Raw genomic sequence first — 22,268 nt, 5'->3', positions numbered from 1 at the left:
ACCAGCGCGGTGAAACTGCTCCATCGTCAGATATTTCTGGAACTGTGCAAGCTGTTCGGCTTGACGGTTTCCTGTCTGCTCGGCCTCATTCTTATAGGCCGCATGCTCCAGTTGAGGACGCTGTTTCTTTCCCAGAACATCGGTTTCTTCAACATCCTGCAATTATTCTTTTTCCTGACTCCGTTTTTCCTGCTGTTGGTTATGCCCATCTCCACCATGCTCAGTGTATTCCTGACGTTCCTGCGCATGAGTACGGACAACGAACTCACGGCTCTCAAGGCCAACGGGGTGAGCCTATACAAGATGTTGCCCGCGCCCGTGGCATTCTGCGCCCTTTGTACTCTGTTTACCTTTTTCATATCCTTCTGGGGATTGGCCTGGGGTATGGATATGTTTAAAGTGAAGCTTTATGAATTCGCGAGGACCCACTCCAAGTTCTCTCTTCAACCAGGTGTATTCAATAAAGAATTCCCTGGGCTGACCTTTTATGCTCATCAGGTCGACAACGAGAAGGGAATACTGAAGTTTGCCTTTGTCCGCGATCAATCGACCCAGGGCGCATCCGTTGTGGTCGTTGCGCCTGAAGCCCGGATCATATCCTCGCCGAAGACGGCGGAAGTGAAAATCGTCTTTAACCGGGGAAAGATATTCAGGCAGGATGGAGATGAGCTCAACGTATTGAAGTTCAATACCTATTCTGTCAGACTCGACCTGGGAGAATTGTTGGGTGGGTTCAACTTCACGGAGCAGAAAGCCAAGGATATGACCTTTTCCAGGCTTAGTGAAATCAGACGGGACCCCAGCAAGGGACCTTCGCAGACCCCGCGTTTTCAGCGTAAGGTGGATACCGAGTACTTCAAGCGGCTGACCTTGCCGTTGGGCTGCCTGATTCTTGGCATGTTCGCCATCCCTATCGCCTATGTATTCAGGGGATTGAAGCAACAGTACGGACTTGTGCTCTCCATGGGGCTGTTCCTGGTATATTATTCGATGTTCTCCATCGGCGTTTCCATGGGTGAGGCCGGCAGCATTCCGCCCCTGTACGGTATGTGGGCTCCCAATATTCTCTATATTTTCGTTGCGGTCGTGGGCATAAAGTTCGCCAATGAAGAGCGGACGTTGCCCATCGTCGACTGGATCGCCCACCTGCGGGGGAGACTGAGGAGGGCCGAAGCATGAGCGCCTTCGGCATCGGCGTGCTGAGCCGGTATCTTATCAGGCAGAATATCTATCTCATGGCCATCTGCCTCTCGGTCGGAACCTGCATTTATCTGCTCTCCGACGTGTTTGACAGGCTGGATGACTTTATCCGGGCCGGACTCGGCGCTGATACCATCTTATTCTATTTTTTCGTCAAGATACCGCTCATCGTCTCTCAACTTATGCCCGCCATTTTCCTGTTGGCCATGGTCGTGCAGTTGGGGGTGTTGACGCGAAGTAAAGAGATGCTGGCCCTGCGTGCGGGGGGCGTGTCCTTTGCCTGGTTCATCCGCTTTTTCGTTTTCTACGCGGTTGTCTGGAGCATGGGCCAATTGGTCTTTTCTCAATTCCTCGGCGTGTTCGGCGAGGTCGAGGCCAATCGGATCTGGAAGGAAGAGGTTCGAAAGAAACAGCTCGACGAGTTGAAGATCAACGACCTTTGGTTTCGTGACGGACCGTTCATCGTGCTTGCCAAGGAGGCGTTCCCGGCCAAGAGCAGGGCCACGGACATCACGGTGTACGAGTTTGCCACTGACAGCCAGGAGTTGATCCGCATTCTCAAGGCAAAAAAAGCACTTATCGACGATAATGGCTGGGGGTTGCTGGATGTTCAGGAGTTGGACACCCGGACCTTCGTTTCAGTGAAACGACTCTCTCAATTTTTATCCGTGCGCCAGAACCTGAAGGCGTACGCTGCGGTGGAACTCAAAGGTGACAAGGCGCAACTGCCCCTGCTTGAGTTATCCAAGGCGATCAAGAAGCTTGAAGAATCCGGGTCCAACGTGGAGATTCTCAAGACAGCGTGGCATGGCAAATGGTCCTACGCCTTCTCCATCGCAGTCATGGCGTTGCTGGCACTGACCCTGGCGACCTTTTCGGAGAACATCTACGCCAACATCGGGCTTTCATTGATCCTGATCTTCGTCCAGTACGGAATCCACGTGGTGGGCGTCACGGCAGGGGAGAAGGGCGTGCTACCGCCCTTTATCGCTGCATGGATGGGAAACATCGTCATGGGTGGCTTGGCCTCCGTGCGACTGGCCTGGGTAAGCCTGCCGGGCTTCCAGTCCTCTCTCAGGGAGTGGATGTCGGGCCTTAGGGTGGCCCGTTCCTGACGCTACAGGGCCGCGTGGGCTGCCAGGATGTCCCAGAGCTTGGCTTCACCCATGCCCGTCTTGCTCGAAAAACAGAGCGGTGCCTTGTCCTGTTGCAGGATATCCTTCCACTGGTTTTGAATTTTGGCCCGGTCGCGTTGTTTCGGTTTGTCCGATTTGGTCAGGACTGGGATGACCGGAATGCCAAGGCTCTTCAGGTAGGAGGTCAGCTCCAGGTCGAGTTTCTGCGGGGTCAGACGGGAGTCGAGGAGCACGGCCACGGCCTTAAGCTGTGTGTTTCCCTGAATATAGGCCTCGATGAGCTTGGCCCATTTGGCGCGTTCCGCCTTGGAACACTTGGCATAACCGTAGCCCGGCAGGTCCACGAGAAAGAAGCCGTCCGGTTCAACCCGATAGTAGTTGAGGCTGCGGGTTTTGCCCGGTTTGGAACTGATTTTAGCGAGTCCCTTGCGACCCGCCAAGCAGTTGATAAGCGAGGATTTGCCCACGTTTGAGCGGCCTGCCAGGGCAATCTGAGGCTCTTCGAAGTCCTCAAGCTGCTTGATTTCGTATATTGTTTTGATTAACTCAATGGTTCTGTTCATGAAGAATCACCGTTTTCGTGTTGCAGGTGAAGAGAGCCCGTCAGTGTTCTCGATTTACGCCTGTGCGTCAAGGCGGCATAGGACCAACCCGAGAGGAATACCATGTCCAGACTAACCATTTTGATGCTCAACGGTCCGAATTTGGGACACATAGGCAAGCGCCAGCCGGAAATCTACGGTTCCAGGACCATGGAGGACATGCCCGAGATCGTCAAGGGGCTTATGGGTGACGCCGCTGATGCTATTGATATCGTCCACTTTCAGTCCAACAGCGAGGGCGCGCTCATTGACCGGCTGGAGCGGGCCAGGGAAGAGGGTGTGGACGGCGTGGTTTTCAACGCCGGGGCTTACACCCACACCAGCCTGGCCATTGCCGATTGCCTGGCCTGGATAGGCATTCCCTGCGTGGAAGTGCATATCAGCAACATCTGGGCGCGCACGGGCCAACCCCTGCGCCAACAGTCCATCATGGGCGGTCAGTGCATCGGCGTCATTGCCGGATTCGGGATTCTGAGTTATGCCCTCGGTGTTCAGGCGCTCCACGCGCACCTCACCGGCAAGTAGAAAAAACGCCCGGCGTGTCCGGGGTAACGCATTGGAGAGAATATATGATATCCACCAAAGATTTCAGGACAGGCCTGAAAATTGAAATTGATGATAAACCGTTTGAAATAGTTGAATTTCAGCATTTCAAGCCGGGTAAGGGCGGAGCCATGGTTCGGACAAAGCTCCGTCAGCTCAAGACCGGCCAGGTGCTCGACAAGACTTTCCGCTCCGGTGAGAAGGTCAAAAAGCCCGACATGGCCGTGGTCGAGCAGCAGTTCATTTACAAGGATGGCACCGATTTCGTCTTCATGGACCTGGAAACCTATGAGCAGATGAATGTTCCCGGTGACGCCGTAGGCGAAAAGGGCGGCTACATCAAGGAAGGCGACACCGTAAAGGTGTTGTTGTACAATGGAGAACTGATCGGCGTTGATCTTCCCGCCAACGTCAGCCTGAGCGTAGCCCAGACCGACCCCGGCGTTCAGGGCGACCGCGTGTCCAACGCCACCAAGCCCGCCACCATGGAAACCGGCCTTGTGGTTCAGGTCCCGCTTTTCATCAACGAAGGGGACATCATTAAGGTCGATACGCGTAGCGGCGGCTACCTGGGCCGGGAATAAACTTGACTTGCAACTCGTTGTGAAAGTTGCGTAAAAAGGTCCATGGATGGCTTGCCGTCCGGGACCTTTTTTCCTAATGAGGATTTAATGGCACAAAGGAAAACCACGGCGGTAACGGTGCGGAAGGGGCGCGGCAGGGAAATTGCCGGCATCTTCCTGCTCTTCCTGTCAGCCTTTCTCTTCTTGAGTCTCCTGTCGTTCCATCCCAAGGACCCAAGCTTCAACCAGGCTGTATCCCCGGGGTGGCCGGTTCAGAACGTCGTGGGGCTGGCTGGTTCCTATTGTGCCGGTTTTCTTGTGGAAATATTTGGTCTTGGGGCCATGGTCTGGCCTTTTTATTTCCTCTATCTCGGCCTTTCGCGCTTCGTGTCCAGAATGAGCCTCTCAGCTTCACGCTGGATCGGTCTTTGCGGTTTGTTTATCGCCTTCGAGGCCTGGGCCACCCATCCCTGGTTGAGTAACGTCCCGCCGGACGCCTACGGATTGATAGGCGGGGGGTTCTTGGGCCGGGACATCATCTCCCGGTTCACTCTGCCGTATCTGCGTCCCCTGGGGGCATTTCTGGTGTGGGCTTTTGTGTCCATTGTTTCCTTCCAGATGGCCATGGGCTTCACTTGGACTTCCGTATGGTCACGCCTGCTTGGATGGTGGGCTCTCTATCAAGAGGGAGCTTCCGAGCGCGCCATTCTCCGAAGGGAGAAACGGGAGGCCAAAGCTGCGAAGAAAGCCGCGCGCAAAGCCGATGGCGAGGCGGAAGCGGAAGAAAGCGAAGAAGAATTGGGGCTTCAGTTCATTGATCTTGATGCCGGGGAACCGGAGAACAAGAAAAGCCTGCCCAAGCCAAAGAAAAAGACGAAGAACAAGCCCGCGCCCAAGGCCGCAGTGTCTTCAAGTAACGGGGAGTTGCCTGGCACGGAACTGTTAACCCTACCGCCGGAACAGCATACCACCCAGACGCCGGAGGTATTGCAACCTCTGGCTGACAGGCTCAAGGAATGTCTGAACGATTTCAAGATACAGGGTGAAATCCAGCGCGTGGTTCCCGGCCCCGTGGTGACCATGTTCGAATTCAAGCCCGCACCCGGCATCAAGGTCAGCAAGATCGAGAATCTGACTGACGATATTGCTTTGGCCTTGAGGGCCGAATCCGTACGCATCGAGGCACCGATTCCGGGCAAGGACAGCGTCGGCATCGAGATTCCAAACATCGATCGCGAGATTGTGTACTTGCGGGAGGTTCTTGAATCCAAGGAATTCAACAAGAGCAAGTCGCCGTTGACCCTTGCACTGGGCAAAGACCTGCACGGCGAAAACCGCATCGCGGACCTGGCCAAGATGCCGCACCTGCTGGTGGCGGGCGCCACCGGCGCGGGTAAGTCCGTGGGCATCAACGGTTTTTTGCTCAGCCTGCTCTACAAGGCCGGGCCGGACCGGGTTAAGCTGCTTCTGGTCGATCCCAAACGCATCGAACTGGCTCCGTATGCCACCTTGCCGCATCTGGTTCATCCGGTGGTCACCGAGATGAGCCTGGCCAAGTCCGCCCTGGAGTGGGCGGTCTTCGAAATGGATTGCCGCTACAAGAAGATGGCCAAACTCGGGGTACGCAACATCGAGGGCTACAACAATAAGCTCGAGGATCTGGGCGACAATCTTCCGGAAGGGTGTGAGAGCTACAAAGTGATGCCGTATCTCGTGATCATCATCGATGAGCTCGCGGATTTGATGATGACCGCGGCAAAGGATGTGGAGCAATGCATCGTGCGGCTGGCGCAGTTGGCGCGCGCTGCTGGCATTCACATGATCCTGGCAACCCAGCGACCCAGCGTCGACGTGGTCACCGGCCTGATCAAGGCCAACTTCCCCACGCGTATTTCCTTCTTTGTCACTTCCAAATTCGATTCCAGAACCATTCTAGATGCCGTAGGCGCGGAGCGGTTGCTCGGCAAGGGAGATATGCTCTTCAAGCCCAGCGGCGGCAAGCTCAAGCGCATGCACGGAGCGTACGTGGATGAGACGGAAATTGCGCAGGTCGTCAAATTCTGGGAAGAGAACGTGCCCCAGAATTTCGATCTGGACTTCACTGACTGGAAGAAAGATGACGGCCCGGGCGGTTCCGGCCAGCCCGGTCAGTCTGACGATCCCGTGTATGACGAAGCGGTACAATTCGTGCTAAACCAGGGCAAAGTGTCCATTTCCCTTTTGCAGCGGCAATTCCGTATAGGTTTCAACCGTGCGGCCCGCTACATCGAGCAGATGGAGCAGGAAGGGATTATCGGCCCTCAGGACGGCAGCAAGCCGCGCAAGGTCCTTATCAAGAAATAACAGGAGTTCCCTGATGTTGAAAAATATTGCGACGTTGTTCATCACCGCCGTGTTGATCACTTTTTTCGTCATGACCTGCCAGGCGGCCGATCCCATTGCGACCGAAGATATACCCGACCTTATCCAGCAACGGTACGAGTCTTTGAAAACATTTCGGGCAGATTTTGTTCAGGAGCTGACTAACGTGGCCAGTGGCGAAGTCCAGTTGCGCAAGGGGCGCATATGGTTCAGGCAGCCCTCTCAGGTGCGTTGGGAGACTACCGATCCGGAGAAGGAGTTGCTCATCGTCGGCCCGGATGCCGCCTGGGATTATATCGAAGATGAAGAGGTGGCCATCAAGTACAGCGTTGCCGGGCTGTTGGACTCCAAGACTATTCTTCGTTTCATTTCCGGCAAGGCCAACATCAAGGAAGATTTCGTGGTCAAAACCGAATGGCAGGGCGCCGACAAGGTTCGATCCAAATGGGGAAAAGGATTCACAGTGCTGCAACTGGTGCCCAAGGAGCCGGAGCCGGGTATGGTCCTGGCCTATGTTGGCGTAGAGCCTGACACCGGGCTGCTGCGTCAGGTGATGATCGTGGATTTCTATGGAAACGGCAATGAGGTCAGGCTGTCCGACGTCGCCCTGGATGTGAAGTTGGGAGCGGAGATGTTCACGTTCACTCCACCCAAAAACGTCCATATCGAAGACAACACCCAAGGATTTTAGGGCCTAGCGCAGCTTGACCGCCTTTTTCAGGGCGTTCAGTTCTGCTGGCGTCAATTCGCGCCACTGGCCCCGCTTAAGGTCACCCAAGGCCACCGGTCCCTGTTTGACCCTGTGCAGGCGCAGAATGGTCAGTCCGCTCTCCTGGCACATTCGTCGAATCTGACGATTGACTCCCTGGATGAGCGTCATTTCAAGCGTCTGGGTCCCGGCTACGGGTTTTTCCGCGACCACTTTGACCGGGGCGAGCCTTTCTCCATCCTCCAGAGTCATGCCGGAACGCATCTTCTTGAGAATTCCATCGGTTACATTGCCTCGGACAGTCACTCTATAGACTTTAGGCAGGTGGTATTTCGGGTGGGTGAGTCGGTAGCAAAGATCGCCGTCCGTGGTCAGCAGCAAAAGGCCTTCGGAAAAAAAATCTAGACGTCCCACAGGGAATGGGCGCATCTCCTTGATTTTCTTGGGCAGAAGATCGAGGACGGTTGTCCGTCCCTGAGGATCGCTCGCTGTGGTCACCACTTCTACCGGCTTGTGCAGTATGAGAGTGATGTCCTTGCCTCCGCCGGTACCGATCAACTGCCCGTTTACCGCAACTTTGTCTTTGGCCGGATCGACCTTGATGCCCGGGGAATCGGCTGTGACGCCGTTGACTGTAACCTTGCCGGCGAAAACAAGATCATCGGCACCTCGCCTGGAGGCTATACCGGATTGGGCTATGAATTTGTTGAGACGAATGAGTGAAGTTTCCTGCGGCATGATCCATCCTGTGAAATAGGCGCAGGGCAGGGGAGTCCGCCCCGCGCCGGATGATCATGTCTTAGACGCGAATGGTTTTGCTGGCAAGCTGGAAGCTGGTGACCACGTCGAGCATGTTGGTCATGTTGCCTACCTGGAACGTGTCGGAGAGGCCGAAGAACTCCAGACAGGTTCCACAGACGAGGATGGAGACGCCGTTTTCCTCCAGTTCCTTGAGCACCTCCATGCAGGGGTTGCCTGGTACGGTCAGTTTGACTCCTGCGTTGACCATGACGATTCGCCACAGGTCCGGGCCCAGCTCCTTCAGTGTCAGCAGGAAATTGGTCATGAGCTTGGCGCCCAGTTCGTCGTCGCCCGTTCCCATGACTTCAGTGGGAATGAAGACCAGGATTTTCTCCTGCCCGACATTGCTGATTTCCGCTTCGCTCATGACCTTGCAGACTTCACATTCGTCGCCGTCCGTAGATATCCGCTTGCCGATTACAGCAAAATCGGAACCTCGGTTCTCAACCTGGACGTCGTATCCGCGTGTTTTCAGAAAACGGCTCACATTTTCCTTGGCGGCGTCGTTGTCCACTATAATGATCAGTTCGTCCGGCGCGTCATTTTCGATGGCCGACTTGCATTTCAGAACCGGTTGAGGGCAGGGAAGCCCTTGGCATTCAAGCTGAATCTGTGTCATACGTTTCTCCTTGCATCAATTTGAAGCATAGGTGCGATCAAAGGGTCAAATAGAAAGGATCTATCCACGGTTGGGCACAAAACGTCCACGCCAATGCACATTGCATCTTGCCCTGTTTCGGCACTGCGGCTATGAAGGGAAAAAACGCCATTCGGACTATCATGAAAATACCCTTTGATCCCGCTTGCCTCGCTCCGTTCATCGCCTTCCTATTCAAACTGTGGGCTCGGTCGATTCGTTATGAAATCGATGGTGACTGGGACGGCTTTCTTGCCTTGAATAGACAGGCAAAACCACTGATCCTTGGCTTGTGGCACGGCGAATTATTCCCGGCCACCGCTTTTGGTTACTCCAGATGCGACCGTTTGGTCACCTTTGTGAGCCAGAGCAAGGATGGTGAGGTTATCGCCAGAGTCATCGAACGGTTGGGCCATGTGACTGTCCGCGGATCCAGTTCCCGGGGCGGAGTACGGGCATTGCTCAAGGCAAAGCGGATAATGGAAAAAGAGAATCGTATCGGGGTCATTACCCTGGACGGCCCGCGTGGTCCGCGTCACAAGTCCAAGGATGGGGTCATTTTTCTGGCTCAGCGTGTGAAGGGAGTCATCGTCCCATTGCGGGCATTCCCCAAACGTGCCAAGATTTTCAATTCGTGGGATAAATTTGTGTTACCAATGCCATTTACCAAATGTCGCATCTGTTTGGGGGAACCAATGGAGGTGACCCGTGAGAAGCTTAATCCCGAAGTCATGGCGGGGGAGCGGAAAAGGCTTGAGGCGCGCATGCGCGAGCTGGGTCGTGATCACGAATAAAAAATGGAAGTTCAATAGGATAATGCTAAAAAAAGGGACGCCGAAGCGTCCCTTTTTTTGTTAATCAACTTTTTTTCGTGCCGTGCCATCCTTGAAGAACGGCAGACCGGTCTTTTTTGCTTCCAATTCCGCGCGGGCGGTCTTGATGATGAAGGTTTCGTTGTCCGCATCTTCCTTCCTGACATAGGCAAGGGCAATGCAGTGCCCCAAACTGGGGGCAAAGGAGCCACTGGTGACCACGCCGGTTTTTTCACCCGAGGCGAGCAGGACCTCGTCGTGGTGGCGGGCTGTCCGTCGGCCTTCGATGGTCAGAGGAATCAGAGATACTTTGGCGTTGCCCAGACCGCTCTTTCCTATGTAGTCCGTCTCCTTTTTCAGGAAAAATCCGGCACCGGCCTCTTCGGGAGTGTGGACGTCATCCAGGTCCTGGCCATACAAGGGATAGCCTATTTCCAGGCGCAGGGTGTCGCGTGCACCGAGTCCGACCGGCTCCACACGTTCGTCCGCCACAAGCTTTTCCCAGATTTCCAACGCCTTGTCGGAAGGGAGGTAGAGTTCGTAGCCCAGTTCACCCGTGTAGCCGGTTCGGCTGATGATCATGGAGAAGCCGAGGGTGTTCGTCGTTTCGAAATTGAAGTATTTCAAATGATTCCAAGATGCTCCCATGAGCTCGTTTACGACGTCGAGAGAGTCGGGGCCCTGAAGGTCGATCTTTGCCGTCTGATCGCTGATGTCCGTGAGCAGGACCGATTCGGGAAGATTGGCCTTGATCTGCTTGAAATCCTTTTCCCGGCACGCGCCGTTGACCACGAGCATGTACTCATCTTCGGCCGTGCAGTAGACGATCAGGTCGTCGATGATCCCACCGGTTTCATTGAGCAAAAATCCGTATCGACATTTGCCAGGGGCAAGTGTTTCAAGGTCATGGGTGATTATCTTGTTCAAGGCGTCTTTTGCACCAGCGCCGACAAGTGCGAATTCACCCATGTGGCAAATGTCGAAGACCCCGGCGTGGGAGCGGGTGTGCTTATGTTCAACCATGATGCCCTTGTACTGTACCGGCATGTCGAAACCGGCGAAGGGAGCCATCTTGGCGCCGTTGTCCCGGTGCCATTGCGTTAATGGGGTTATCTCTAGACTTGTCATGTATCCTCCTGAATTCTTGTAAAAAAGGCTTTAAACCTTAGGTTTATGTGGTCCTGGACTTTCTGATGAAGCGGAATTCATCGAGCAGTTGGGCCAGTTGGTTGTAAAGGGAGTGAATCTTTCTACCATAGGGGGAAAGGGTGGCTTCATCCACGTTCACATATTGCCGCTGTAAATACGGGTCTGAGATCACGTCGTTGCCTATGATCAGGACTTTTACGACCAGCTTATCGAAATAATTTACTATTTCAAATTTGAGTTCACTCAGGATTTCGGTCATGAGCTCCAGCATGCGTCCATAGGAGATCGGCTCGCCCTTGTACTTCCGATAACGAAGATCTTCAAGGATCCGTACCTTTCTCGCCTGTTGAATCTGGCTGTAACGAGACCAGACTTCCTGATGCAGCAGATAGTGTTCATTGAAAATATCGTAATTGTCTGGAGCGAGAAGATATCCGTCCAAAACCTTCACCACCTGAGAGTAATACTCATCAGAATAATCCACGATCCGATGCATGTGTTTGGAGAGCCAGGAGTAGAGCACCTTCAGACGATTTTCGTGTGTTTCCGTGCTGCTGATGATCTCATTGCGTTTGTAATTTATGGCAATCCGGTATTCGCCGCGCACGATGTCGTTGAGCCTGAGGATCATGTTCTGGACATTCTGGATAATATTGACATTATCCATGATCTCGCCCGTGATGGGGTGGATGACCTCCTGACGCAACACGGAAAGGGCACGATCCTCTCGCACGTTCTTGGGGCTGTATTCATGCTGCTGGTAGGTCACACGGAGAATGACAACCCGTTTTTTCTTATCAACGAAATACCCATTCTCATTGAAGAAAGCGATGGCGTCCTTCTGGTTTTCATTGACTTGGACAAGGGCCATCTTTTCCACTCGTGGATATTTCTTGAATGGCTTGGGTCTGCTTTCCGGCGGTGTCATCAATGTGGTGATGGTGCGGTCGCTCTGTCCCAAAACACGGACTATGAAACGCTCCCCGGACCGTAACAGACGAATGGCGAACATGGCTGAAGAGGTGCGCCGCTCAGAAACAATGGGGAAACCATGCAACTCCATCATGAACTGGTAAACAAACAGGCGGTTGCATTCGTACATGAGGCTGTCCCCGGGGCGGAACTTGCCTATCTTCAGGCCAAACTGCTTGAGTTCGCTGTCCAGATTGGAGGGCAGAGAGGAATATATCCCGCGCAGGGTGAACTGCCCTGCGCTATCGTGCGCCAGCACATGAGCGCGCTCCAGTTCAAGCAGGAAGGACAGCAGCTTCGGGTAGTTCTTCATGTTGGTGATATCCGCGCTGTCATACGCCTTGAAAAAATCCGGATGGTGACGTTTCGGCAGGCGACTCTGGAACGTGCGCAGGTTGGTCTGAATGGCGTTGTCCTCGACGATACACGAGTCCTGGCTGAGCATGCCTTCCCAGTCCGACAGGGCGTGCAGGGCGTCGAACTGGAAGACCTCCTGGAAGGAATTAAGCTGACGTTCGAAGGCGACGAGGCTCATACCGGGCAGAGCCTTGTATTCATACAGATCCACCTCAAAGGAGGGTAGGAGTTCCCTGGCTTCCACCAACGGATAATCCTTCACCTCGAAATAGGGCTTGAGCAGGCAATATTTGATATGACTGAAGTCCAGAAATTCCTTGAGTTCCTCAAGGGTTCTCAGCTCGGGAGAGGGGGAATTCCTCCTGCCGTATTTCTTGAAGCCCGGAGCTTTGCTGAACGCTTTCTTCCACATGAATTCCTGCCGGTGATCTTGTGATGATAACAGTGGTCTAAGCGGCTATGCCGCAATCATAAATTCATATACCCATCCGGCGTGAAATTCAACGGATTTGCCCGGTGGAATGACCGCCATTTACTCGAAGCAACTATCCATGTGTTCAAGTATTGCCCCATAACCGCTAGAATCATTGACTCAATGAGTAACGTTGTCTACAGTCTCCCAGGCTCTGCGAGGCGAGTCCAATTCATGTGGCATGAGGGGGTTGCAATGAAAAAGAAAGACCAATGTCCACGGTCGAAAATCAATGAACAGTACTGTTCCTGCACATATTCTTGCGACAAGCACGGTATTTGTTGCGAATGTTTGCATTACCACCGGCAGCGTGGTGAGATCCCGGCGTGTTTCTTTACTGCGGAGGAGGAGAAGACCTACAATCGAACTGTTGAGTTCTTCATCCAGCGCCGGACCTGATCGGAAGGTTGTTTGAAAGTGAAAAGACGGTGTCCTCACCGTCTTTTTTCTTGAGGAGACTAAATGAAATCATTCAAGGCCGAATTGTTATTGCCGGAGTTGATGGTCATAGCCGATAGGGCCGGTGAAATGGTAAGGCAGGCTTCCGCCGGAACCAGGAAGATATCCTACAAAGGGAGGATAGACCTGGTCACGGAGACCGACATGGCTGTGGAGTTGATGCTCAAGGAAGCCCTCGGGACCTTGCTGCCCGAAGCCAATTTTTTGGCCGAAGAATCGGCAAGCGACGGGCAATTGGGCGAATTCACCTGGATCATCGATCCCATCGATGGCACGACCAACTATGCACATGGTCTGCCCTTGGTGGCCAACTCCATCGGGCTGTGGCATCGAGGTCGTGTGGTGCTTGGCCTGGTCAATCTGCCGCTCATGGGCGAAATGTTTACCGCAGCCGAGGGCAAAGGCGCATTCCTCAACGACCGCCCCATTCACGTAACAGGGGAGAGCGAAATGCAGCGCTGCCTGCTCGCCACGGGCTTTCCCTATGCCATCGAGGAGCATCTTGAGACGGTGCTCAAACATCTGGAACGGTTGTTGCCACTTGCTCAGGGCATCCGTCGTCCTGGTGCTGCGGCCCTGGATCTCGCCTATGTTGCGTGCGGGCGATATGACGGATTCTACGAAAGCGCGCTTAATCCGTGGGATACGGCTGCCGGTTTACTCCTGGTGAAGGAGGCCGGGGGACTTGTCACGGAATACGACGCGGCCAGGGAATACGCCTTTGGTTCAAAGACGATCCTGGCGTCGAACGGCATTATTCACGCCGAGTTGAGTCGCCTGCTTTGTGAAGCTTAGCCTCTGGGGCAAGACGGAAGAGAAGAACTTGTGTTGACATCGCCTAAGGAGCTTCGAGAAGCCCCGCTTCCCAAAGGGTTACCAGGTTGGGGGTCAGGAGTTCCCGGAATTCCTTGACCAGGCAGGTCAATTCCTCACGGGAAAAATGATATCCTTCGGCAACATCTTTTTCATTGGGAACGATCTGCTGGGTGTTTCGCGTCACGGCATAGATGGTCACGTATTCGAAGCCGGTCTCGGCGCAGGCCGGCAGGCTGCGTACGAATTGCGGAGCGTCCACTTCCATCTGGAGTTTGTCCTGGAGTACGCGCAGGGCGGCATCAAGGGTTGACTCGCCTATTCTGGGGTGGGTGCGTGCGGATATGTCCCAACGTCCAGGGAAAAAACGTTTTTGGGCGTCCCTTTTCTGGAGGTATAATTTTTTTTCATTGTTGAAGACCAGGACCTGGACCGAGCGGTGTTTGAGCAATTGCCTGTGAATGATGTCCTTTGAAAGAACGGCAAGCGGACGATTTTTGTCGTCCAGAACTTCAAGAAGGTGGGCGGCATCCTGTTTGTCGAGAGCTTTGGTGTCGAAAATCATGGTCCTGTCACTGGAAATCTTTGATTTGATTCTGAAGAGCGTATACACTCAATGCTTGAACATTGCCAGCCCGGATAATCCCGGGGAGGAGACAAGGCATGGAAGTTGAGGTCAAGGAACTGGAGGCGTCGGACCTCGATGACCTTGTGGAATTGGAAAAACGGTGCTTCGCCTATAATTGGACTCGTGAACAGTTCCTCATGGGACTGGAGCGCAAGGTGTTCGTCATTTTGGGAATTCGCTTGGACGAACGTCTCGCGGGATATATCGCCTTTTCACTGATCGAAGATGAGATGGAGATCCTCAACCTCGCGGTGCACCCAGACTTTCGAATGTTGGGTTTCGGGGCGGCCCTTCTCGGAAGCGCTTTTGGAGTATGCCGAGACAGGGGAGTCAAAAAGAGTTTTCTGGATGTCAAGGTTTCCAATGAACCGGCCATCCATTTGTACAGGAAGTTCGGATACAAGCAGATTGGAGTTCGAAAGAAATACTACCCGGACACTAAGGAAGATGCCTTGTTGTTCCGGTATGATTTCGCATACTGACGGAGTAAGGAAAGATGATGAAGTTTATCGATCAGATGGACATTACCGGCAAAAAACTGCTCTTCCGCGTGGATTTCAATGTCCCGCAGGATGGCACGAAAATTACGGACGACAATCGGATCAGGGCTGCGATTCCGACATTGAAATATGCCTTGGATCAGGGGGCGGCAATTATTCTCTGTGCCCACCTCGGCAAGCCCAAGGGAAAGGTGGTGCCTGAGTTGAGTCTGGCGTCCGTGGCAGACCGTACCGCCGAGTTGCTTGGCGTGCCTGTTCCGCTCGCTCCCGACACCGTGGGTGAAGGTGCCATAAAAATGGCGGCTGCATTGCAACCCGGGCAGGCCATGATGTTGGAAAATCTCCGTTTTGATCCGATGGAAACGGGTAAGACGGAGGCTGATCGGGGCGATTTTGGGAAGAAGCTCGCAGCGTTGGCTGATATTTATGTAAATGACGCCTTTGGTGTGGCCCACCGAGCGAATGCTTCCGTGGTGGACGTTCCGAAGCATGCAGCCCAATGCTGTGCCGGATTTCTGCTCAAACGTGAGCTGGAATACCTGGGCGATGCCCTGAGTGATCCCCGCCGTCCCTATGTCTGCGTGTCCGGTGGCGCCAAGGTGTCCACCAAGCTTGGAATCCTTAACAACCTGCTCGGCAAGGTGGACGACATCATCATCGGCGGCGCCATGGCCAATACGTTTCTTTTGGCCAAGGGGCACGAGGTAGGCAATTCACTGGTTGAGAAGGATCTGGTTTCAGCAGCGGTCGAGATAATGGACAAGGCTGAAAGCCTGGGCTCCAATCTGCATCTGCCCGTTGATTTCAAGTATGCAGCCTCTCCGGATGCCCAGGAGGCCATCGGCGTCTGCGCTGCTGACGCCATCCCGGCCGACGCCGTCGTGCTCGACATTGGTCCGGATAGTATCGCCGCTTTTGTGAAGATCCTGTCCGTGGCCAAAACCATCGTCTGGAATGGTCCTATGGGCATGTTCGAGACCCCGGCCTTCAGCTCCGGCTCCTTGGATGTTTGTCGTGCCATTGCAGGCCTGGACGATGCCACCACCATCGTGGGAGGTGGTGACACAGACGCGGTTGTTCACCTCTTGCATCTCGCAGATGAATTCAGCTTCATCTCGACAGGTGGAGGATCTTTCCTCGAATTTCTGGAGGGTAAGGAATTGCCCGCGTTTAAAGCCTTAAAGGAGTGCGTTAACAAATGAAAAAGTTGATGGCAGCCAACTGGAAGATGTTCAAGACCTGGGATGAGGCGTGCGCCACGGCCAGGGAGTTGATTGAGTTTGTGGCGGACAACCTTCCGGAAGACCGTGAGGTTTTAGTCTTTCCTCCATTTACCGCCGTAAAAGGAGTCGCCGAAATTTTTAAAGCTGCGGAAGGCTTTTCGGCAGGAGGCCAGGACTACTATATTAAAGAAGAGGGCGCGTTCACTGGAGAGATCTCTCCCGCCATGTTGCGTGACGCCGGTGCTGTATATGGCCTGACCGGGCATTCCGAGCGCCGACACGTTTTGGGTGAACAGGATGCCTTTGTCGGTGAAAAAACCTCCTTTGGCCTGGCTTGCGGCCTGAAGGTGGTTTTGTGCATCGGCGAGACCATCGACGAGCGCCGTGGCAACAAGGTGGAAGAAGTTCTTGAGCGACAAATTCGCATCGGTCTCAAGGATGTTTCCGCCGAAGTTGCTCCCGAGGACCTGAGCGTCGCCTATGAACCTGTCTGGGCGATTGGCACTGGCGAGGTTGCCGGCCCGGAAGAAATCGCCGAGGCTCATGCTTTTGTCAGGAAAATATTGATTTCCATTTTTGGAGATAAAGCCAATGAAATGAGGTTGTTATACGGCGGAAGTGTTAAGCCTGACAATTGTGCCGAGATTATTGCGCTTGACAATGTCGACGGAGTATTGGTAGGAGGCGCGAGCTTGCAGGGCGAAAGCTTCTCAAAGATCGTTTTGGCCCGCTAACACAAGTCACTTGAAACGAGTCAGTAGCAAGGATAAGATTTTGGAAACTTTAGTAATTGTCATTCATGTTTTAGCTTGCATCTTTTTGATCGGCGCGGTAATGCTCCAGTCCGGTCACGAAGGGATGGGAGTCATCTTCGGCGGCGGAAGCTCGACCATGTTCGGCAGCACCGGCGCAGGAGGCCTCCTGGTCAAGGTAACGACGGGATTGGCAGTAGTTTTCCTCGTCACTTCGCTGACCTACAATGTCCTCACCGGCAATAAGGTATCCCAACAGGATTCCATCATGTTGCAGGGCGAAGGGACTGTCCAGCCGATCGTTCCAGCGGAACAGCAGAAGCCGGCCGTTCAGTTCAAGGACACTGGCGACGACGCCAAGAGCGAATAGCTCTTAAGCATACGTGCCGAGGTGGTGGAATTGGTAGACACGCTGTCTTGAGGGGGCAGTGGAAGAAATTCCGTGGGGGTTCGAATCCCCCCCTCGGCACCACGAATACAAAAGGGTTGTAGCTAACAAGCTGCAACCCTTCCTCTTTTTTGGGGCCCGGCTACAAGGTCAGAAGTTGCGTGCTTGAACGCTGCGTGCCAAGAGGCACGGAGAAATACTCTTGCAAACCGTTGGCGGCGCTCCTGTGCAAACTCATCTGACGCTTTGCTCGGTATCGTTTGTGAAATCTCTTTTCAAGTTATCTGCCGTAAATCCTAACAACTCGAGTTTCTGCACGAGAGGCGGTCCCTCCCTGTTAATCGATGGCTAGGGAGTACTCTTTACTCCTGCGCATCTTGGGATACGCCATAATATCCGATTGCTTACCTACTAGTACTGCCCTTGCTTATCGCAATATGCCTGAAAGGGGCCATTCCCTCGAATTCGATGCCAGACAGTTATCGCGGTTATTCCCTGATTGATGAGAATGCCATCTCTTCGGAATAATAGGGTTCAATTTAGGTGGGGCTTGAGATATGGTCGTGTGAAAATCTGGAGTGAACGTGTTGAATTCAGAGATGTTGCAGCTTCTGCCGGAAGCTTTGTTGACAGTGGGACTTTTGGTCCTGGCTGCCGTCTTTTTCATCCGACGGCCGTTCGTTAGGAGTCTGAAGGATCAGAATACATTCCTACAGACTTTGATTGAAAGTATCCCGAGTCCTGTTTTCTACAAGAATGGGAATGGGTTATACCTAGGTTGCAATGAGGCGTTCCTGACTATGCTGGGCCGTACAAAGGAGGAGGTCGTTGGCAAAAGCGTCTACGATCTTTCACCGAAGCACCTGGCTGAAATTTATGAAAGGGCGGATAAGGACCTCTTCGAGAAACAGGGAGTGCAGCGCTATGAAACCCAAGTGGAATTCGCTGACGGCACATTGCATGATATGTATTTTACCAAGTCCGTATTCCATGACGCCAGGGGAGAGGTGGCCGGGCTGCTCGGAGTAATGTTGGATATCTCCGCCAGAAAACAAGCTGAGAATGAGCTCAAGGAGGCTCACGAGCATCTGGAACGGAAGGTTGCCGAACGGACCCTCGAATTACAGGCCGCCAACAGGCGACTGGAAGACGAGATTGTCGAGAAGGTTCGAGCTGAGAGAGAAAGTCGTGAAAAAAGCGAATTTTTGGATACTGTCATCAATTCCATCGAACATGGGCTGGTTGTGGTTGATGCCGCCGATTACACGGTCAAATTGGCCAATTCGGCCATTGCCAAAGGTAGAAATTTGGACGGGATGCGTTGTCATCAACTTCTCCACGGAAGCAATCTTCCCTGTATCGGGAAAGTAACGGCGTGCCCATTGCACAAGGTCAAAGAGACGAAACGTCCGATCGTGACTCAACATAATCACGTCGGCCCAGACGGTTCCCCCCGTTATGTGGAGATTCATTCCTATCCCGTGTTCAACGACAAGGGCGACGTAGTTCAGATCATAGACAACATAATGGATGTCACGAAGCGTAAAGAGGCAGAAAAAGCCATTGTCGATGCCAAGGATATGGCCGAGGCGACCAACAGGCTTATGTCGGAATTTTTGGATACCGTGTCGCATGAACTGCGGACCCCGATGACCTCTGTGCATGGTTTTGCCAAGCTGATTCAGAAGACGTTCAAAACCAAGCTCAAAGAGAGGCTGGAAGACGATCCTTCATTGCTCAAGCCAGCTGAACGGATTGAAGAAAATATTGCAATCATACTTACGGAAAGCGAACGGCTTTCCAACTTGATTAACGATCATCTCGATCTTTCCAAACTTCAGTCAGGCCGGATGGACTGGCGGCAGGAAAAGATCAATCCGGCTGATCTTGTTGCAAGGGTTGGGGTGGCCACGGCTTCGCTTTTCGAGGATAAGCCCATCAAATTCGAAGCCGAGGTCGAAGAAGAGCTTCCTTCCTTACAGGGCGATCCGGACAGATTGCTTCAGGTGTTGATCAATCTGGTGTCCAATGCGGAGAAGTTTACCAAAGAGGGCAAGATAACGTGCCGCGCTCTTCGGACGGGGGATGATGTCGTGTTTTCGGTGAGCGATACCGGCATAGGCATCCCGAAAGACCAGCAAGAACTCATTTTCAGCAAATTCAGACAGGTTCAAAACAAGATTGGCGGCAAGCCCTCCGGGACAGGGCTCGGTTTGGCCATATCAAAAGAGATCGTGACCCACCATGGCGGACGGATTTGGGTGGAAAGCACTCCCGGTGAGGGGAGTACTTTCTTTTTTTCCGTGCCCGCGTAGAGCGTAGTCGCGCTAGGCTGTAAGCCTCATTTCATATTCATTAGAAGGGATAGACAAGGGTGCTTTCCTTGCTTGTCTCCTTGCCCATCTTCTTATCAATGGCCGCAATTCTGGCCTGAGCGGCTTCACGCTGTTCCTTGCGATCCGCACGTTTGACCACTGTGCCGAGTAAGCGTTTTGCCGTTTCGTATTTTCCGCGTTTTTCATAAATGAGCGAAGCCCTATACATGGCGGTCAACGCCCAGATGTTCTCCTGCGGGTACTGCCAGGCTAGCTGGAGATAGTAGTCCAGAGCCCGATCAGGATTGCGCATGGCCTGTTCTCCCTCGCCGAGCCAGAAGAGGGTCTCTGCCTGAAGCGCCGTAGTCATGCCGGTGCGGCTTTTCCACATGGCCAGCAACTGCTCCCTGGCCGCTTCATAGTTGCGGTTCTGTTGGTAAAGCAAGGCCATGCGCAAACGGGTCATGACCGGAATGTCTGTATCCAGGGCACCCATTTCTCCGTAGGTCTTAAGCGCAGCGGCCGGGCGGCCGGAATCCAGTTCCAGGCGGGTCTTGATATCCAGCCATTCAGTTTTCTGGTCTATGGGCAGGCTGTCCGATTTCACTTTGTTGAGATAGAAGGCCCCTAATTGCAACCGCTTGGCTCTGACTTCCTGGTCCGCAAGGTAGAGCAGGGCGCTTGTACCGAAAGATGTGTCATCGAAGAGATAAGCAGCCCGCTTGGCGAGATTCCTATTCGGAGAAGCACTGAAGGCGTTCTGCCAGTGGGCCAGCAACAATAGTTTATCCATGGGATAGGTTAATGTGGCTAACTGTTTCAGGGAGTTCTTGGGAGCGGAAATCCAGAAATCAGCTTGGTCACCGCTTGTTCGATCCTCGCCTGCTGCGCCGCAAAGAGAAGTGAAGACAGGGTAGATGGCAAAGGCCTTGCTTGCCGTGTCCGGCAGGATAGCATTCAAGTCTTCCTTGAAAAGCAAAGCCCCAGCCAGCTGTAAGGCAAGAGGGAGATGTTTTTTATTTATTTTATTCCAAGTGGTTGAAGAACCAATGAAGTCCCCGTTGGAAAGAGAAAGGGCGAGTTTAAAATTATTCAGCAGCTCTGCCGTCTGCTCGGAGATCAACATGGAGCCCAACTCGTTATCAATGGCTTTGTTTGCATCGGATACGGACATGTTCAGGATATTGTTCCTAAACTTAGTCCATGGAGCAGAATCAGGATTACCAAGAAGCCAACCAGCGCGTGAAGCGGAGTAGGGGGCCAGAACGTTGCCCTGCCAGAAGGCAAGGGCTTTCAAGTGATTGGATTCAGCAAGGGGAGCCAGGGAAGCGGGACCTTGACCTGTCGCCAGGAAATCGATGACGGATACCCAGAAAAATTTCACCGCCGGGCGTGAGATTGAAGCGGCAAGGGCGTGAGCCTGCTCGAATTTTTCCAGTGAGACAAGGGCAAGCGCTTTGACGATAGCCTCCCTGTCCTGTTGAGAAACAAACGGCTGCAAAGGAAGACCTTTTTCATCAGTGTTCGCCTTTGCCGTCGGAGCATTAGTTTTGCCTGCTCCTAGGGTTAGCCCAGCTTTTTCCCAGTATTGTCCGCCCCATACGGTTAAACCGATCCGATTTATACGTTCAAGGGCATCCTTTTGCGCACCTCTAGACATGGTGTGATTGGCCCCAAAGGCCCAATACAACTTAAGCCAGACATCCTTCCATATGGTTTCCAACTCCGGCTCCGACTCGAATCGTCGTTGCATGTCCTTGCTGTCGGAAATATGCTCGGCAGCCTGGCTGAACCATAGCACGGACTTGGAGAGGTCGCCCAAAGCACGATGAGCCTGGCCGCCATACCACAGACGTTGGGATTCCGTTGCGTTGTCAGCAAAAGCCGGCGTCATCTCAATGAGCTCCAAAGCCTTTTGGGGAGAATTGAGGTTGAGATAGACCTCAGCGCGCTTGAGAATGACTTCAGGGGTGTCTTTGTCCTGTTCGGCGGCGTATTCCTTTTCCAGTTTATCCCAGGCACCGTATTGCTTAAGCCATTGTTCGAAGCTGGCTGGTTGGGAAGCAGCAATTGAGACGCTGCACAAGGAAAGGAGTACAACCAAAGTCAGCATGGGGAAGCGGTAAGTTTTTATCATAACGTCCTGAGAGGCCGTAGAAGCGGCTTTGTTAAAGTTTGCTTGTAAGCCCATTACCAGTCCTCAAAAAAACTCTCAATGAGCCAACACGGGCGATACCGATTTTTCGCATGTGGATTTGAGAAGGGCAATCATGTTTAGAGCATCAACCATCGCTGGTGCCTTATATAATTTTAAAAGTTTACATAATTTACATTATGAGACAACATTATATCAATCCGGTATATATGAATAAAATAGTTAAAGCGCGTGCTCCCACTTCGTAGCTTACCGGTAAGCTTACTCACTCTTGTTGCCAGAGATTGTTTATGAGCGAATAAAGACAGGAAACGACAAGATGATATGTCTAAGGTCAAAAATCCCTTCAGCGGGATTCTGGAGGCCTTTTCTGAGTACTCTGCCGTTGGCAAAAAAAAAGACCCGTTACCGGGTCTTTTGAATAACTATGTGGGCGAAGGAGCTACTCGTCTTCGTTCACAGTGGTTGCTTCAAGCTGCTTAAGGAACTTGTCCCTGCACTCGTAGGAGCAGAAGACGTGAACTTTCTCCCCTTCCCGGACACGGATATGTCCATCATGTTCGACATAGGTTCCGCAGATGGGGTCCTTGACCATTTCGCCGGAGGCCACCTTCTGTTTGGTGGTTTGGGCCTGGTCCATTTCCTTTTTTTTCTTGTCGCCCATGAAGAGTTTGTAGACGAGAAAAAGGGCTACGCCGATGACGATGAATTTCAACATGAA

The 22,268-nt window shown here is 53.1% G+C and carries 22 protein-coding genes and 1 tRNA gene; 15 read left to right on the top strand and 8 right to left on the bottom strand.

The annotated features are described in order from the left end of the window. Positions 1 to 9 precede the first annotated feature (9 nt). Both lptF and GM415_RS14145 read left to right on the top strand, forming a co-directional pair. Positions 10 to 1,179, top strand: a complete 1,170-nt coding sequence (gene lptF, locus GM415_RS14150) for an LPS export ABC transporter permease LptF (protein ID WP_158949268.1) — start codon at positions 10 to 12, stop codon at positions 1,177 to 1,179. Further along, positions 1,176 to 2,315, top strand: a complete 1,140-nt coding sequence (locus tag GM415_RS14145) for an LptF/LptG family permease (RefSeq protein WP_158949266.1) — start codon at positions 1,176 to 1,178, stop codon at positions 2,313 to 2,315. The genes lptF and GM415_RS14145 overlap by 4 nt, the downstream gene beginning before the upstream one ends. A 2-nt stretch (positions 2,316 to 2,317) precedes the next feature. On the opposite strand, the gene yihA is transcribed toward GM415_RS14145, so the two are convergent. Then, complete coding sequence (gene yihA / locus GM415_RS14140) at positions 2,318 to 2,899, bottom strand: ribosome biogenesis GTP-binding protein YihA/YsxC (RefSeq protein ID WP_158949264.1); 582 nt, start codon at positions 2,897 to 2,899, stop codon at positions 2,318 to 2,320. Positions 2,900 to 3,001: 102 nt separating this feature from the next. Here yihA and GM415_RS14135 point away from each other — a divergent pair, with 102 nt between their 5' ends. From GM415_RS14135 to lolA, 4 genes are all read left to right on the top strand, one after another. Then, positions 3,002 to 3,463, top strand: coding sequence for a type II 3-dehydroquinate dehydratase (locus tag GM415_RS14135; protein ID WP_158949262.1), 462 nt, complete (start codon positions 3,002 to 3,004; stop codon positions 3,461 to 3,463). Positions 3,464 to 3,507: 44 nt separating this feature from the next. Then, on the top strand, positions 3,508 to 4,065 hold the full coding sequence (efp, locus tag GM415_RS14130; RefSeq protein WP_158949260.1) for an elongation factor P: 558 nt from the start codon (positions 3,508 to 3,510) through the stop codon (positions 4,063 to 4,065). A gap of 87 nt (positions 4,066 to 4,152) precedes the next feature. Next, complete coding sequence (locus tag GM415_RS14125; protein ID WP_158949258.1) at positions 4,153 to 6,387, top strand: DNA translocase FtsK; 2,235 nt, start codon at positions 4,153 to 4,155, stop codon at positions 6,385 to 6,387. Between the two features lie 13 nt (positions 6,388 to 6,400). Next, a complete protein-coding gene (gene lolA, locus GM415_RS14120) occupies positions 6,401 to 7,096 on the top strand; it encodes an outer membrane lipoprotein periplasmic chaperone LolA (RefSeq protein WP_242012257.1) in 696 nt (231 codons plus the stop codon). Between the two features lie 3 nt (positions 7,097 to 7,099). Here lolA and GM415_RS14115 read toward each other — a convergent pair whose 3' ends face one another. After that, entirely contained in the window at positions 7,100 to 7,852 is a 753-nt protein-coding gene (locus GM415_RS14115; protein WP_158949256.1) for a pseudouridine synthase, read from the bottom strand. Positions 7,853 to 7,913: 61 nt separating this feature from the next. Next, the gene (gene yedF / locus GM415_RS14110) at positions 7,914 to 8,534 is read right to left on the bottom strand and encodes a sulfurtransferase-like selenium metabolism protein YedF (protein ID WP_158949254.1); all 621 of its coding nucleotides are present in this window, start codon (positions 8,532 to 8,534) and stop codon (positions 7,914 to 7,916) included. Positions 8,535 to 8,695: 161 nt separating this feature from the next. Between yedF and GM415_RS14105 the strand changes: the two genes are divergently transcribed. Then, entirely contained in the window at positions 8,696 to 9,346 is a 651-nt protein-coding gene (locus tag GM415_RS14105; protein WP_158949252.1) for a lysophospholipid acyltransferase family protein, read from the top strand. Positions 9,347 to 9,406: 60 nt separating this feature from the next. Here GM415_RS14105 and gcvT read toward each other — a convergent pair whose 3' ends face one another. Next, positions 9,407 to 10,492 (bottom strand): glycine cleavage system aminomethyltransferase GcvT, encoded by a 1,086-nt coding sequence (gcvT, locus tag GM415_RS14100; protein ID WP_158949250.1) that lies wholly within the window; start codon positions 10,490 to 10,492, stop codon positions 9,407 to 9,409. Between the two features lie 43 nt (positions 10,493 to 10,535). Then, positions 10,536 to 12,254 (bottom strand): hypothetical protein, encoded by a 1,719-nt coding sequence (locus tag GM415_RS14095; protein ID WP_158949248.1) that lies wholly within the window; start codon positions 12,252 to 12,254, stop codon positions 10,536 to 10,538. Positions 12,255 to 12,437: 183 nt separating this feature from the next. On the opposite strand from GM415_RS14095, the gene GM415_RS18105 reads away from it, so the two are divergent. Together GM415_RS18105 and GM415_RS14090 are read left to right on the top strand one after the other, a co-directional pair. Continuing rightward, the gene (locus GM415_RS18105; protein ID WP_338419780.1) at positions 12,438 to 12,713 is read left to right on the top strand and encodes a DUF6485 family protein; all 276 of its coding nucleotides are present in this window, start codon (positions 12,438 to 12,440) and stop codon (positions 12,711 to 12,713) included. Between the two features lie 63 nt (positions 12,714 to 12,776). Continuing rightward, on the top strand, positions 12,777 to 13,568 hold the full coding sequence (locus GM415_RS14090) for an inositol monophosphatase family protein (RefSeq protein WP_158949246.1): 792 nt from the start codon (positions 12,777 to 12,779) through the stop codon (positions 13,566 to 13,568). 43 nt (positions 13,569 to 13,611) lie between these two features. Here GM415_RS14090 and GM415_RS14085 read toward each other — a convergent pair whose 3' ends face one another. Next, positions 13,612 to 14,151, bottom strand: coding sequence for an NUDIX hydrolase (locus tag GM415_RS14085; RefSeq protein WP_158949244.1), 540 nt, complete (start codon positions 14,149 to 14,151; stop codon positions 13,612 to 13,614). Between the two features lie 98 nt (positions 14,152 to 14,249). On the opposite strand from GM415_RS14085, the gene rimI reads away from it, so the two are divergent. From rimI to GM415_RS14055, 6 genes are all read left to right on the top strand, one after another. Then, a complete protein-coding gene (gene rimI, locus GM415_RS14080) occupies positions 14,250 to 14,696 on the top strand; it encodes a ribosomal protein S18-alanine N-acetyltransferase (protein ID WP_158949242.1) in 447 nt (148 codons plus the stop codon). 17 nt (positions 14,697 to 14,713) lie between these two features. After that, the gene (locus GM415_RS14075) at positions 14,714 to 15,916 is read left to right on the top strand and encodes a phosphoglycerate kinase (protein WP_158950949.1); all 1,203 of its coding nucleotides are present in this window, start codon (positions 14,714 to 14,716) and stop codon (positions 15,914 to 15,916) included. Further along, positions 15,913 to 16,671: a triose-phosphate isomerase gene (gene tpiA, locus GM415_RS14070; RefSeq protein ID WP_158949240.1), complete on the top strand. Its 759-nt coding sequence runs from the start codon at positions 15,913 to 15,915 to the stop codon at positions 16,669 to 16,671. The genes GM415_RS14075 and tpiA overlap by 4 nt, the downstream gene beginning before the upstream one ends. A gap of 40 nt (positions 16,672 to 16,711) precedes the next feature. Beyond that, entirely contained in the window at positions 16,712 to 17,059 is a 348-nt protein-coding gene (gene secG, locus GM415_RS14065) for a preprotein translocase subunit SecG (protein ID WP_158949238.1), read from the top strand. 15 nt (positions 17,060 to 17,074) lie between these two features. Beyond that, a tRNA-Leu gene (locus GM415_RS14060) sits at positions 17,075 to 17,161 on the top strand. A 500-nt stretch (positions 17,162 to 17,661) separates the two neighbouring features. Further along, positions 17,662 to 19,392 (top strand): PAS domain-containing sensor histidine kinase, encoded by a 1,731-nt coding sequence (locus GM415_RS14055; RefSeq protein ID WP_158949236.1) that lies wholly within the window; start codon positions 17,662 to 17,664, stop codon positions 19,390 to 19,392. A gap of 40 nt (positions 19,393 to 19,432) precedes the next feature. On the opposite strand, the gene GM415_RS14050 is transcribed toward GM415_RS14055, so the two are convergent. Together GM415_RS14050 and GM415_RS14045 are read right to left on the bottom strand one after the other, a co-directional pair. Further along, positions 19,433 to 21,583: a tetratricopeptide repeat protein gene (locus tag GM415_RS14050; RefSeq protein WP_242012255.1), complete on the bottom strand. Its 2,151-nt coding sequence runs from the start codon at positions 21,581 to 21,583 to the stop codon at positions 19,433 to 19,435. Positions 21,584 to 21,989: 406 nt separating this feature from the next. Next, positions 21,990 to 22,265: a transcriptional regulator gene (locus GM415_RS14045; RefSeq protein WP_158949234.1), complete on the bottom strand. Its 276-nt coding sequence runs from the start codon at positions 22,263 to 22,265 to the stop codon at positions 21,990 to 21,992. Between the last annotated feature and the right edge of the window lie 3 nt (positions 22,266 to 22,268).

The sequence above is a fragment of the Pseudodesulfovibrio cashew genome, from assembly GCF_009762795.1.
Lineage (GTDB): Bacteria > Desulfobacterota > Desulfovibrionia > Desulfovibrionales > Desulfovibrionaceae > Pseudodesulfovibrio > Pseudodesulfovibrio cashew.
This window is presented reverse-complemented; position numbering and strand designations above follow the sequence as displayed.